Origin of the sequence: Mesorhizobium sp. WSM4306 (genome assembly GCF_007003975.1) — a bacterium.
Classification (GTDB): Bacteria; Pseudomonadota; Alphaproteobacteria; order Rhizobiales; family Rhizobiaceae; genus Mesorhizobium.
Genome location: NZ_VFTC01000059.1, coordinates 1 through 11725 on the forward strand (window position 1 = coordinate 1; position 11725 = coordinate 11725).

The 11725-nt window shown below is 63.2% G+C and carries 10 protein-coding genes; 7 read left to right on the plus strand and 3 right to left on the minus strand.

Annotation, left to right across the window (positions count from 1 at the left end; translation table 11 throughout):
* Window positions 1–129 precede the first annotated feature (129 nt).
* A complete protein-coding gene (locus tag FJV77_RS32025) occupies window positions 130–750 on the plus strand; it encodes a DUF1287 domain-containing protein (protein ID WP_142870329.1) in 621 nt (206 codons plus the stop codon).
* 5 nt (window positions 751–755) lie between these two features.
* Here FJV77_RS32025 and FJV77_RS32030 read toward each other — a convergent pair whose 3' ends face one another.
* Both FJV77_RS32030 and FJV77_RS32035 read right to left on the minus strand, forming a co-directional pair.
* Window positions 756–3080, minus strand: coding sequence for an NADP-dependent malic enzyme (locus FJV77_RS32030; protein WP_142870331.1), 2325 nt, complete (start codon window positions 3078–3080; stop codon window positions 756–758).
* A 177-nt stretch (window positions 3081–3257) separates the two neighbouring features.
* Window positions 3258–4037, minus strand: coding sequence for an SDR family oxidoreductase (locus tag FJV77_RS32035; protein WP_142870333.1), 780 nt, complete (start codon window positions 4035–4037; stop codon window positions 3258–3260).
* A gap of 153 nt (window positions 4038–4190) precedes the next feature.
* Between FJV77_RS32035 and FJV77_RS32040 the strand changes: the two genes are divergently transcribed.
* Together FJV77_RS32040 and FJV77_RS32045 are read left to right on the plus strand one after the other, a co-directional pair.
* Window positions 4191–4973, plus strand: coding sequence for a UDP-2,3-diacylglucosamine diphosphatase (locus FJV77_RS32040; protein WP_185970499.1), 783 nt, complete (start codon window positions 4191–4193; stop codon window positions 4971–4973).
* 103 nt (window positions 4974–5076) lie between these two features.
* Window positions 5077–6291: an MFS transporter gene (locus FJV77_RS32045; protein WP_142870337.1), complete on the plus strand. Its 1215-nt coding sequence runs from the start codon at window positions 5077–5079 to the stop codon at window positions 6289–6291.
* On the opposite strand, the gene dgcA is transcribed toward FJV77_RS32045, so the two are convergent.
* Entirely contained in the window at window positions 6262–7245 is a 984-nt protein-coding gene (gene dgcA, locus FJV77_RS32050) for an N-acetyl-D-Glu racemase DgcA (protein WP_142870339.1), read from the minus strand. The genes FJV77_RS32045 and dgcA overlap by 30 nt on opposite strands.
* Window positions 7246–7322: 77 nt before the next feature.
* Between dgcA and FJV77_RS32055 the strand changes: the two genes are divergently transcribed.
* The 4 genes from FJV77_RS32055 to FJV77_RS32070 are packed head-to-tail and all read left to right on the plus strand — an operon-like array spanning window position 7323 to window position 11391.
* The gene (locus FJV77_RS32055; protein WP_142870340.1) at window positions 7323–8510 is read left to right on the plus strand and encodes an ABC transporter permease; all 1188 of its coding nucleotides are present in this window, start codon (window positions 7323–7325) and stop codon (window positions 8508–8510) included.
* 1 nt (window position 8511) lies between these two features.
* On the plus strand, window positions 8512–9324 hold the full coding sequence (locus tag FJV77_RS32060) for an ABC transporter ATP-binding protein (RefSeq protein WP_142870342.1): 813 nt from the start codon (window positions 8512–8514) through the stop codon (window positions 9322–9324).
* Between the two features lie 14 nt (window positions 9325–9338).
* A complete protein-coding gene (locus FJV77_RS32065; protein WP_142870345.1) occupies window positions 9339–10712 on the plus strand; it encodes an MlaD family protein in 1374 nt (457 codons plus the stop codon).
* On the plus strand, window positions 10693–11391 hold the full coding sequence (locus tag FJV77_RS32070; protein WP_142870347.1) for an ABC-type transport auxiliary lipoprotein family protein: 699 nt from the start codon (window positions 10693–10695) through the stop codon (window positions 11389–11391). The genes FJV77_RS32065 and FJV77_RS32070 overlap by 20 nt, the downstream gene beginning before the upstream one ends.
* Window positions 11392–11725 lie beyond the last annotated feature (334 nt).

Here is an 11725-nt window from a genome sequence, read left to right on the forward strand (position 1 = left end):
CAGGTGACGTGAACAATCACCAGCCTGCCATGACCGCCCTCTCTCAGCGAATTTGCAGAACTCTCAGTACACTACCGCGCAATCGCTCGGGAAATGTCCCTCTATCCAGCAATGCCCCGGGGACCTGGCATGACCGCGATTAGCCGTCGAACCGCGCTCCAGTTCGGTCTGTTGTGCCTGGCGGCGCCCGCGGCCTTGGCGCAGGAAAAGGCCGCCATATCGGACTGGCGCAGCAGATTGGTCGAAGCCGCGCGTGAGCAGATCGGCGTCACCACCCTCTATGACCCGACCTATGTCCGCCTCGGCTATCCCGGCGGCGATGTCGCGCCGGATCGCGGCGTATGCACGGATGTCATCGTGCGCGCCTATCGCCGCGCCTTCGCGCTCGACCTGCAGAAGCTGGTGCATGAGGATATGGCAGCCAATTTCGCCGCCTATCCGAAGATTTGGGGCCTGAAATCGACCGACCGCAACATCGACCACCGCCGGGTCGGCAACCTTGCGACCTTTTTCGCGCGGAAGGGTATTTGCCTGCCCGTCAGCGAGGACCTTGCCGACTTTCAACCGGGCGATCTCGTCACCCAGATGCTGCCCGGCAACCTGCCGCACATCGTCATCGTCTCATCCGACCGTTCTGCGGACGTGCCGGAGAGGCCGCTGGTCATCCACAATATCGGCGCGGGCGCCCGGCAAGAGGACACGCTGTTCGCCTTCCGGCAGACCGGGCATTACCGCTTCGCGCCTGCCTGAAAGCGTCAGCTGAAATCAACCACCGCCTGCGCCTTGTGCGCCGCCTCGACCACAGCCAGCGCTGTCATGTTGACGACGCCGCGCGAGGTAACCGACGGCGTCAATATATGCGCCGGCTTGTCGGTGCCGAGCAGGATCGGCCCGACATGCAGCGCATCCATCATCGTCCTCAGTGCGGAAAGCGTGATGTTGGCGGAGTCCAAATTCGGGAACACCAGCAGATTGGCCTCGCCCTTCAGCCGCGAATGCGGATAGACGCGCTGGCGCAGATGCTCCGACAAGGCGGTATCGGCATGCATTTCGCCGTCGCACTGCAGGTCGGGCGCGACGCGTGCCAGGATCGCCGCTGCCTGGCGCATTTTCAGGGCGCTTGGGGAATCGCGCGAGCCGAAATCCGAATGCGACAAGAGTGCCGCCTTCGGCTCGATGCCGAAACGCTGGATTTCCTCGGCCGCCAGAATGGTCATTTCAGCGATCTCTTCCGCTGTCGGGTCGACCGAGACGTGGGTGTCGGTGAGGAAAATGATCCCGCGCTGCGAGATCAGCATCGACAGCGTCGACAGATCGCGGTCCTTGACGCCGGGGCGAGCGCCGATGACCAGCGTCACATTGCGCAGATGCCGCTCGAAACGGCCTTCGAGACCGCAGACCATGGCGTCGGCGTCGCCGCGCTTCAGTGCCAGTGCCGCTATCACCGTATTGTCGGTGCGCACCATGGTGCGCGCGGCTTCGGTCGTGACGCCGCGCCGACCGGCGAGCTCGATCAAGAGGTCGACATAGTGGCGGTAACGCGGATCGTCCTCCGGATTGATCAGGCCGAAATCGACGCCGGGCTTGATGCGCAGGCCATAGCGCTTCAGCCGGACCTCGATGACATGCGGGCGGCCGATCAGGATCGGTTCGGCGATGCCTTCTTCCAGCACCACCTGGGCTGCACGCAGCACGCGCTCGTCCTCGCCATCGGCATAGATGACGCGCTTGGCGGTCGACGCCTTGGCCGAGGAAAACACCGGCTTCATCACCAGGCCGGAGCGGAAGACGAAGCGGTTGAGCTGGTCGATATAGGCGGCGAAATCGGTGATCGGCCGGGTCGCGACGCCGGTGTCGCAGGCAGCCTTTGCCACCGCCGGTGCGATGCGCAGGATAAGGCGCGGATCGAAGGGCGAGGGGATCAGGAAATCCGGCCCGAAGATCGGCGTCTCGCCGGAATAGGCACGCGCGGCGACGTCGGACGGCTCTTCGCGGGCAAGGGCGGCGATCGCCCGCACCGCGGCCATCTTCATCTCCTCGTTGATGGCGCTGGCGCCGCAATCCAGCGCGCCGCGAAAAATGTAAGGAAAGCAGAGCACGTTGTTGACTTGATTGGGAAAATCGGAGCGGCCGGTGCAGATCATCGCGTCCGGCCGCGCCGCCCGCGCGGCCTCCGGCATGATCTCGGGATTGGGATTGGCCAGCGCCAGGATCAGTGGCTTCGGCGCCATGTGCGCAAGCAGTTCCGGCTTCAGCACGCCGGCGGCCGACAGGCCGAGGAAGACGTCGGCACCCGGGATCACGTCGGCCAGGGTGCGGGCCTCGGTATCCTTCACATAGGGGTCTTTCCAGCGATCCATCTCATCGGTGCGACCCTTGTAGGCGACGCCGAAGCGGTCGGTGACCCAGATGTTTTCGACCTTGGCACCGAGCGAGACCAGAAGGTTGAGGCAGGCGAGCGCCGCAGCACCCGCTCCTGAGGTGACGATCTTGATGTCCGAAATGGTCTTGCCGGCGAATTCCAGCCCGTTGAGCACCGCGGCGGCGACGATGATGGCGGTGCCATGCTGGTCGTCATGAAAGACGGGAATGCCCATGCGGGCCTTCAACTGCGCCTCGACCTCGAAACATTCCGGCGCCTTGATGTCCTCGAGATTGATGCCGCCGAAGGTCGGCTCAAGCGCCGAGATCGTCTCGACCATGCGCTCGATCCCCGGCGCGTCGATCTCGATGTCGAAGACGTCGATGCCTGCGAATTTCTTGAACAGCACCGCCTTGCCTTCCATTACCGGCTTGGAGGCGAGCGGCCCGATATTGCCGAGGCCGAGCACCGCCGAACCGTTGGAGACGACGCCGACCAGATTGGCGCGCGCCGTATAGTCGGCGGCGGTCGCCGGATTGTCACGGATTTCAAGGCACGGGGCTGCGACACCCGGCGAATAGGCCAGCGCCAGGTCGCGCTGGTTGCCGAGCGGCTTGGTTGCCTGGATCTCGAGCTTTCCCGGTCGCGGATGCTTGTGGAAGTAGAGGGCGGCTTCGTCGAGGTCCGAACGTGCCGGTTTCTTGTTGTCGCCTTCCATGCGGCCGCTCCCTCGAAACTGCTATGCCAGAGTCCTTTTAGCATGCGGTCAAGGTTTGTCGCGACGCTAAATGACGCGCCGTCAGCTTTCCGCCGCAGCGCGCCGAAAGCCACGTTGTATCAGATACTTATACCGATCTCATCGCGAACGACTCCTGCTGCTTCGCAGGCGCGTCGATCAGAATGCGCTGACATAGAGGCCGCCATCGACCGGGATGTTCTGTCCTGTGAGATAGCCGGCATGAACCGAGCACAGGAAGGCGCAGATCTGGCCGAACTCTTCCGGCGTGCCGAGCCGCTTGGCCGGAACGTCGGCGCTGATGCGGGTCTTGCGCGCTGCGGCAGCGGCCGGGTCTTCCGTCGTGCCGGCCTCGTGCGGGCCACGCAGCCGGTCGGTGTCGAGCTTGCCCGGCAGCAGGCTGTTGATGGTGACGTTGCGGTCGATCACCGTGCGCGCCACGCCGGCGAGGAACGAGGTCAGCCCGGCGCGCGCGCCGGACGACAGGTCGAGGCCGGGGATCGGCACATAGACCGATAGCGAGGTGATGTTGACGATGCGGCCGAAACCGCGCTTGGCCATGCCGTCGACGACAGCCTGCACCAGCTCGATCGGCGTCACCATGTTCTGCGTCACGCCTTCGAGGATCTTTGCGCGGTCGAGCTCGCGGAAATCGCGCAGCGGCGGGCCGCCATTGTTGTTGACCAGAATGTCGGGGTCGGGGCAGGCGGCCAGCAGCGCCTTCTGCACCTCGGGTTTCGAGACGTCGCCGACGATCTCGGTCACCTTCACGCCGTAGCCTTCGCGCAGTTCGGCGGCGGTTTTGGCCACCAGTTCGGCGTTGCGGCCGTTGACGACCAGATCGCAACCGGCTTCGGCCAGCGCCATGGCGCAGCCACGGCCGAGCCCTTTGCTCGAAGCGCAGACAATGGCCTTCTTGCCCCTGATACCGAGATCCATGACGATTTTCTCCTGTGATTGGCGCGGCACGCTAGCTCTTTGGCTGGCTCAATCGCAACCGTCATACGGTTGTTGCATGAATCGGGGCATAGCCTGCGCGAAAGCAACGGTGACGATCTGATGTCCAGCACAGAAACCCGCACTTTCCGCAGCATGTTCATATCCGACCTGCATCTCGGATCGAAGGCGGCCAAGGCCGAGTTCCTGATCGATTTCCTGCGGTATCACGACGCCGATATCATCTATCTCGTCGGCGACATCGTCGACGGCTGGCGGCTGCGGCGCAGCTGGCATTGGCCGCAAAGCCACAATGACGTTGTCCAGAAGCTGCTGCGCAAGGCGCGCAAGGGCACCTCAATCACCTACATCGCCGGCAATCACGACGAGTTCGCGCGCCAATTCCAGGGCGTGCATTTCGGCGGCATCGTCGTTGCCGACCGCGCCATCCACGAAACCGCCGACGGCCGGCGTCTGCTGGTCATCCATGGCGACCAGTTCGACACCGTCGTCCACAATCAGCGCTGGCTGGCCTATCTCGGTGACTACGCCTATGACGCGGCCATGCTGGTCAACCGGGTCGTGACCAGGCTTCGCCATCTGCTCGGCCTTCCCTACTGGTCGTTCTCGTCCTGGGCAAAGGGAAGGGTCAAGAGGGCGGTCAATTTCATCGGCTCGTTCCAGACCGTGCTCTCCGACGAGGCGCGCCGCTCGCATGTCGACGGCGTCATCTGCGGTCACATCCATCATGCCGTAATCGAGAATTACGGCGATGTGCAGTACATCAACACCGGCGACTGGGTGGAGAGCTGCACGGCGGTGGTCGAGCATTTCGATGGCCGCATGGAGATCATCCACTGGGCGAAAATCCTGCCCGAGGCGCCGGACGAACCCTTCATCCCGATGCTGATCGACGACAGGGTCGTCGAAGCGGCGTGAACCCCTGTTAATCGGTTAGTCCAGGCAGTTTCGACTCGCATTGCCCCATGTTAAGGGATCGATCTGCGTTGCAGCCCTTTGTGCGACGTAATTGGATCGATTCATGTCGCTGCCGCCGCTGTCTCCCGAACAACTCGTCAAGCCGCGCCATTTCGAACTGCGCATGAGCCTGATCTTCGCGACACTCTTCGTGTCGCTGGGAACGCATCTGCCGTATTTCCCGCTCTGGCTGCAGGCCCAGGGTTTTCATGCCGAGCAGATCGCCATCATCCTGGCGGCGCCGATGTTTTTGCGCGTGGTGACGACGCCGCTGCTCACCGCGCTTGCCGACCGCGCGAAGGACAGGGCCGATGTCTATATCGCGCTGGTGGCCGCGACCCTGGTGCTTTCCGCCGGCTATTTCCTTAAGCCCACCTACGCCATGGTCCTGGCCGTTTCGCTGGCGCTGACGGTGGTATGGACGCCGCATTCGCCGATTGCCGACTCGCTGGCTCTGTCGGGCGTGCGCCGCTTCGGCTCCAACTACACCGCCATGCGCAAATGGGGCTCGATCTCCTATCTCTGCGCCAATGCCGCTGGCGGCTTCATTTTGTACTGGACAAGTGTGCAGGCCGTGCCGGTGATAATTTTCGTCTCGCTTGCGGCCGCACTCGTCGCCGGGTTGCTGGCGCCCCGCCTTGGCCGCCCACGCCGGGCCTCGCCGCTGTCGGCCACCGACATCCAGCACCAGGCGCCCAGCCTTCTCAATCCGTACTTCCTCTATTTCACCCTCGGTGTCGGCATCATCACCGCCAGCCATGCCTTTCTCTACGGCTTTGTCTCCATCTACTGGAAGTCGATCGGCATCAGCGGCTCCGTCATTGGCCTGCTGTGGGCCTGGGGCGTGGTAGCCGAAGTCTGCATGTTTTTGTTTTTCAATCGTCTTTTCGCCTCCGTCTCGGTCGTCAAGGTGATGCTGATTGCCGGCATCGGCTCGATCGTGCGCTGGATCGCCTTTCCGCTGATCTGGCCGCTCGGGCTTGGCGTTATCGGCTTCTTCGGCATCCAGACCTTGCATTCGGTGTCGGTGGCGATGGTGCTGATCGGCCTGCAGAAGATGATCGGCGAGACGGTTTCGGAAGAGCGCACGGGTGCCGCGCAAGGCATCGCCTATTTTTTCAACGGCTTCTTCATGGCCGCGGTGACGCTGGCATCCGGCCCGCTTTACGAGCGCTACGGCGTCGACGGCTTCCTGGCGATGATCCCGATCGCCTTCATCGGCCTGGCGCTGATCGGGCTCGCCGCGCGTTCAGCCCCACAGCATCCTGTCAGGCGGTGAGACGAGCGACCCCTCGTAGACGAGCCCGGGCTGCCGGTCGCGCGCCAGAAGCAGCGGACCGTCGAGATCGACGAACTCGGCGCCTTGCGCCAACAGCACCGCCGGCGCCATCGCCAGCGACGTGCCGACCATGCAGCCGACCATCACCTCAAAACCCAGTTCGCGAGCGCGGTCGCGCAGGGTAAGCGCGGCAGTCAGGCCGCCGGATTTGTCGAGCTTGATGTTGACGGCGTCATAGAGGCCAACAAGGGCTTCGAGGTCCTTCGCCTCGTGCACGCTTTCATCGGCGCAGATCGGCACGGGGTGCGCGATGTGGCGCAGGATCGCATCATGGCCTGCGGGGAGCGGCTGTTCGATCAGGGTGATGCCGTGCTCGGCGGCAAAAGCCAGGTTCTCGACGATGTTGTCATCGGTCCAGCCTTCGTTGGCGTCGAGGATGATGCGGCTGTCGGGCGCCGCTTCGGTCACGGCGCGGATGCGGGCCATGTCGTTGTCACCGCCGATCTTGACCTTGAGCAGCGGCCGCCCGGCATTGGCGCGGGCTTGCGCCGCCATCGCCTCCGGCTCGCCCAGCGACAGCGTGTAGGCCGTCTCCAGCGCCGACAAGGGCGCAGCGTGGATGGCGGCCGCCACCGCCATGCCGCTCATCTTCGCCTCCAGGTCCCACAAGGCGCAGTCGATGGCGTTGCGGGCCGCGCCGGCAGGCATCGCATCAAGCAGATCCTTCCGGCTCAAGCAGCCTTCTATCCGCCGTCGCATCGCCTCGATGGCGTCGCGCACGCCATCCATGGTCTCGCCATAGCGCTTGTAGGGGACGCATTCGCCCCATCCGCGATTGTCCCCATCGCTGATCGTGCAGGTGATGACTTCGGCTTCGGTCTTCGATCCGCGTGAGATGGTAAAGGTGCCGGCGATGGGAAAGCGCTCGGCCTCAACCGAAATGACACGCGCCATAATTTTCTACTCCGGCTATGCAACATCAGCCTGTCGGCAAATCGACAGGTTGGGCCCGTCAGGCTAAACAGGACGCCATGTTGACCATCGGCAAACGCGACGCAAGCGGCAACGCCGCCAAGGAGGCCGACCACCAGCCCCGCGTCGCGGTCGGCGAGGAGGGCGGCGTCCTCGGTTGCGCTTTCTCCGGAATTTGGACGACATCGACAGCGGCGCTGATCGACGCCGAGATGCGCAAGATCGAACAGCGCAAAGGCTTTCAGACGCTGGCGTTGGACCTTTCTCATATCGAGAAGATAGATACGGCCGGGGCCTGGCTAATCGACCGCCTGGTCAGCGCCTTCGAGAAGAAGGGCGTCGAGATCAAGATGCAGGGGCAAAGCGATGTCGCCTCGATCCTGCTCGGCGCCGTCGGCGAAGCCGTCCGGCGCGAGCCCGAATCGGGTGGTGTGCGGCGCCCCAACATCATTCTCCGCGCGCTGGAGGCGATCGGCCGCCGCGTCTATGAGATGCGCGACGATTTCCTCGCCTCGATGAACATCCTGGGCGCCACCATCGGCGGCGCGCAGATGAAGCTCGGGCGCGGCCATGCCATCAACCCGGCGGCGATCTTCAACCAGATCGATCGCATGGGTGTCGGCGCCATACCGGTGGTGGTGCTGATGTCGGCCATTGTCGGCGCCATCGTCGCCCAACAGGGCGCCTACCAGCTCAACTATTTCGGCGCCAACATCTTCGTTGTCGACCTGGTCGGCGTGCTGATCCTGCGCGAACTCGGCGTGCTGATGACCGCAATCATGATCGCCGGCCGCTCCGGCAGCGCCATCACCGCCGAGATCGGCTCGATGAAGATGCGCGAGGAGGTCGACGCGTTGAAGGTCATCGGTCTCAATCCGATCGGCGTGCTGGTGTTTCCGCGCCTGGTGGCGCTGGTGATCGCGCTGCCCTGTCTCACCATCATCGCCAATTTTGCAGCCCTTGGCGGCGGCATCATCGCCGCCTGGCTCTATGCCGGCATTGCGCCATCCGCTTTCATCGACCGGCTGCGCGGCGCGATCGATATCAGCACCATATTCGCCGGCCTGATCAAGGCGCCGTTCATGGCCATGATCATCGGCATCATTGCTTCCGTCGAAGGCATGAAAGTCGGCGGCAGCGCCGAATCGCTGGGGCTGCACGTCACCGCCTCGGTGGTGAAGTCGATCTTCGTCGTCATCATCCTCGATGGCCTTTTCGCCATCTTCTACGCCTCGATCGAGTTCTGACATGAAGAACTCAAAGGCGATCAAGGCTGCGCAAGGAACGGACGAGGGCGATATCGTGCTGTCCGTTCGTGACATCACGGTTTCCCTGGACGACAAACTGATCCTCGACAAACTGGCGCTCGACATCAAGCGCGGCGAGATCCTCGGTTTCGTGGGCGCCTCGGGCGCCGGCAAATCGGTGCTGCTGCGCACCATTCTCGGCCTGCTGCGCAAGCAGGCTGGCACGATCAAGCTGTTTGGTCTCGACCTCGACAAGGCCAGCGACATCGAGCGGTTGCGCATAGACATGCGGCTTGGCGTGCTTTTCCAGCATGGAGCGCTGTTTTCGGCGCTCACAGTGCAGGAAAACGTGCAGGTGCCGATGCGTGAATATCTCGATTTGCCGAAGAAGCTGATGGACGAGCTGGCCTTGCTCAAGATCGAACTGGTCGGCCTGCCGCCGGACGCGGCGCAAAAATTTCCCTCGGAGCTTTCGGGCGGCATGATCAAGCGCGCCGCCCTGGCGCGTGCGCTGGCGCTCGACCCCGACATCGTCTTCCTCGACGAGCCGACGTCCGGCCTTGACCCGATCAGCGCGTCCGAGTTCGACGAACTGGTCGTCAAGCTGCGCGATACGATGGACCTGACGGTCTACATGGTGACACACGATCTCGACACGTTGTTTACCGCTTGCGACCGGGTGGCGGTGCTCGGCAACAAGAAAATCCTGGTCGAAGGCACGATCGACGACATGCTGAAGAGCGAGGAGCCGTGGGTAAAATCCTATTTCCGCGGAAAACGCGCCCGGCAACTTGATCTCGCGGCGCGCGCATAGCCATAAGTGGGGCAATGGAAACCAGAGCCAACTACGTAATTGTCGGCATTTTTACCCTGGCTGCGATCCTCGCGGCCTTCGCGTTCGTCTATTGGACCGCTCAGATCGGCGATCGGGGCGAGACGGCGCAGTTGCGCGTGCGCATTCAGGGCTCAGCCTCGGGCCTTGGCCCCGGCAGCCTGGTGCTGTTCAACGGCGTCAAGGTCGGTGTGGTCAAGCGCGTCTATTTCGACCGCAATGACCCGAATGCCGCCATTGCCACGACCGAGATCGACAAGACAACGCCGCTTACCAAGTCGACGCAGGCCGATATCGGCATCGCCAGCCTTGCCGGCCAGGTCAACATCGAATTGAAGGGCGCCAATCCCAAGGAACCGAACCTGCTCGATGAGGCGGAAAAGGAAGGCAGGACAGCCGAGATCGTCGCCAACCCCTCGGCCGTGAACAATCTCCTACAGACCGCGCAGAACATCTTCACCCGCGCCGACAAGGTGCTTTCCGATCTCGAAGGCTTCACCAAGGATGTGCGCGGGCCGCTGACCCAGACCGTCAAGAACGCCCAGACATTTTCCGATGCGCTGGCCAAGAATGCCGACGGCATCGACAAGTTCCTGACCGCCGTCAGCGCTCTGTCGGACGAGTTGAAGGGTGTTTCCGGCAAGCTCGACGGCACGCTGAAGGCCGCCGAAGGCCTGCTCAATGCCGTCGACAAGGACAAGATCAAGAGCATCGTCGCCAATGTGGACACGGTGACGGGGAACCTCAAGGAAACCTCGAAGCATCTCGACGGCGTGATCAAGAATGTCGATACGGCGGTCGGCTCGGTCAATGATTTCGCCACGCGAACGCAAGGAACACTGGCCAAGGTCGATAATGTGCTTGACGGTATCGATCCGGCGCAAGTGCGCACCGCGCTCGCCAACATCCAAAAGGCCAGCGAAAACGCCAACCAGGCCGCCGCCGACATCGCCAAGGTGACCGACAAGTTCGCCGACCGGGCTGACGATATCGACGAGACGATCAAGGACGCCAAACAGCTGGCGCAGCGCCTTAACGATGCCTCCGTGCGCGTCGACGGCATCCTGAAAAGGGTCGACACACTGCTCGGTTCGGGCCAGGCCGACGGCGTGATGGCCGATGCCAGGGATACGCTGAAATCATTCAAGCAGGTCGCCGACACGCTGAACGCGCGGCTTGGCACCATTACCGACAATTTTGCGCGGTTCTCCGGCCAGGGCCTGTCGAATGTCGAAGCGCTTGTGCAGGACAGCCGGCGTTCGATCAGCCGCATCGAAGAGGCGGTGACCGATCTCAGCCGCAACCCGCAGCGCATCCTGTCGGGCGGCGAAGGCGAGGTTCGGCAGTTCGATGGCAGGGCGCGGCGTTGACTTCCATGCCCGCCCGCCGCAAGAAGTTGAACCGCGAATGCGGGTTGGTCTTACGATCCGGGGACAACGGGGATCGCGCGTGACGTTCAGCTTGGGTGGGTATAAGTCTGCTGTAGTGCTGGTCGCGCTGACGCTTGCCGGTTGCGCGGCATTGGGAGGCAAGCCGCCGCCGCTCGATACGTTCGAGCTGTCCGCCCCGTCGATCGACGCGCATGGCCACAGCCGCCGCCAGATCCTGATCGCCCAGCCTTCGGCGCTCAAGGCGCTGGACAGCCAGAACATCGTCATCAAGCCGTCCGACCGCTCGATCCAGTATCTCAAGGGGGCGCAGTGGGCCGACCGGCTGCCGCTGATCGTGCAGGCAAGGCTCGCCGAAACCTTCCAGCGTTCCGGCAGTTTTGCCGGCGTCGGCAAGCCGGGCGAGGGGCTGGCGATCGACTATCAGGTGATCGTCGAAGTGCGTGCCTTCGAGGTTCGGGTCAATGGCGGCGAACACGCCGATGTCGAGTTGTTCGTGCGCCTGCTCAACGACCGCAATGGCGAGGTGCGCGCCTCAAAAAGCTTCACCGCATCCGCGCCCGTCTCGGGCAGCGGCAACGCTGCCTATGTCAGCGCGATGGACGCTGCCTTCGGCGAGGCGGCGAAGGATATTGTGCGCTGGACGGATTCTGTGATCTGAGCGCCGAGCGGACGACGCATCGACTCAAGATCTTCGGTTCGCGCGGCCCCTCATTGCCCTGCCGGGCATTTCTTCTCGTATAGTGACAGGAGAAAGCGGCCTGCGCAGATTGCTTCGCCAATCACCGGCGTTACAGGAAGAGTGCCGGCGTTGCGGCCAGCCCCCTTCTCCCCGTCACTATACGGGGAGAAGATGCCGGCAGGCAGATGAGGGGCAGCGCTGACAGATTGTGATCTTTCCGGCAGTGACACGAACCTGGCCTAAAGCGTGTCGCTATTAATTGGCCTCATATCCGGCAGCCTTGAAGAAGTTTCTGCATTCGGCTGGCTCGAAC

What these genes read in the sequence shown, in the direction of transcription:
- FJV77_RS32025 (WP_142870329.1), top strand. Translation starts at nt 130, where the DNA reads ATGACCGCGATTAGCCGTCGAACCGCGCTCCAGTTCGGTCTGTTGTGC.
- FJV77_RS32030 (WP_142870331.1), bottom strand. Translation starts at nt 3,080, where the DNA reads ATGGAAGGCGACAACAAGAAACCGGCACGTTCGGACCTCGACGAAGCC.
- FJV77_RS32035 (WP_142870333.1), bottom strand. Translation starts at nt 4,037, where the DNA reads ATGGATCTCGGTATCAGGGGCAAGAAGGCCATTGTCTGCGCTTCGAGC.
- FJV77_RS32040 (WP_185970499.1), top strand. Translation starts at nt 4,191, where the DNA reads ATGTTCATATCCGACCTGCATCTCGGATCGAAGGCGGCCAAGGCCGAG.
- FJV77_RS32045 (WP_142870337.1), top strand. Translation starts at nt 5,077, where the DNA reads ATGTCGCTGCCGCCGCTGTCTCCCGAACAACTCGTCAAGCCGCGCCAT.
- dgcA (WP_142870339.1), bottom strand. Translation starts at nt 7,245, where the DNA reads ATGGCGCGTGTCATTTCGGTTGAGGCCGAGCGCTTTCCCATCGCCGGC.
- FJV77_RS32055 (WP_142870340.1), top strand. Translation starts at nt 7,323, where the DNA reads ATGTTGACCATCGGCAAACGCGACGCAAGCGGCAACGCCGCCAAGGAG.
- FJV77_RS32060 (WP_142870342.1), top strand. Translation starts at nt 8,512, where the DNA reads ATGAAGAACTCAAAGGCGATCAAGGCTGCGCAAGGAACGGACGAGGGC.
- FJV77_RS32065 (WP_142870345.1), top strand. Translation starts at nt 9,339, where the DNA reads ATGGAAACCAGAGCCAACTACGTAATTGTCGGCATTTTTACCCTGGCT.
- FJV77_RS32070 (WP_142870347.1), top strand. Translation starts at nt 10,693, where the DNA reads ATGGCAGGGCGCGGCGTTGACTTCCATGCCCGCCCGCCGCAAGAAGTT.